At 62.9% G+C, this 719-nt stretch carries 1 protein-coding gene; it reads right to left on the bottom strand.

Annotated features, from left to right (window positions below):
- Positions 1 to 719: ATP-binding cassette domain-containing protein (locus J1G34_RS26930; RefSeq protein WP_222994865.1), on the bottom strand; the 719-nt coding region annotated here is incomplete at both ends.

Here is a 719-nt window from a genome sequence, read left to right as displayed (position 1 = left end):
TCCAGCAGCAGCACCTTCATCGGCATCGACAGCCAGCGGCCGAGAATGGCCTTTTGCTGGTTGCCTCCGGACAGGTACATGATTTTCTGTTCGGCGCTCGGCGTCTTGACCTTCATCGCCTTGATTTGCCCGTCGGCGTTGCCCTTTTCCCAGCCATCGCGCAGCAGCCAGCCGAACGCCGAATGCGCGCCCCGGGCACTGATGTTGATGTTTTCAGCAACGCTGGACAGCGGAATGATGCCCTCCTTCTTGCGGTCTTCCGGGCACAGCAGTACGCCGGCCGCGATGGCATCGCGGGGTGAACGCAATTGCAGCGGCTCACCGCACAACTCCAGGCTGCCGGCACTGGCACGCTCCAGGCCGCTGAGCAGGCGGAACAGTTCCGTGCGCCCTGCTCCCACCAAGCCGAACAGGCCTAGGATTTCGCCTTTGCGCACGTTGAAACTGATCGGCGCGCGCAGGCCGGGACCGAGCAGGCCGTCGACCTTGAGCGCCACTTCGCCGTGCTCGCGCGGGCGATAGTCGTAGATGTCCTGGATATCGCGGCCGACCATGCAGGTCACCAACTGATCGTGGCTCAGCGCGCTCATGTCCTCGAAGGTGCGCACGAAGCGCCCGTCCTTGAACACCGTGACCGCATTGCAGATACGGAACACTTCTTCCATGCGGTGGGAGACATAGAGCACCACTTTGCCCTCATCGCGCAGGCGCGTGATGAT

It is taken from the genome of Pseudomonas sp. Wu6, from assembly GCF_019891515.1.
Classification (GTDB): Bacteria; Pseudomonadota; Gammaproteobacteria; order Pseudomonadales; family Pseudomonadaceae; genus Aquipseudomonas; species Aquipseudomonas orientalis_A.
The sequence above is the reverse complement of the archived record's forward strand: the minus strand, read 5'-3'. Positions and strand labels throughout refer to the sequence as shown.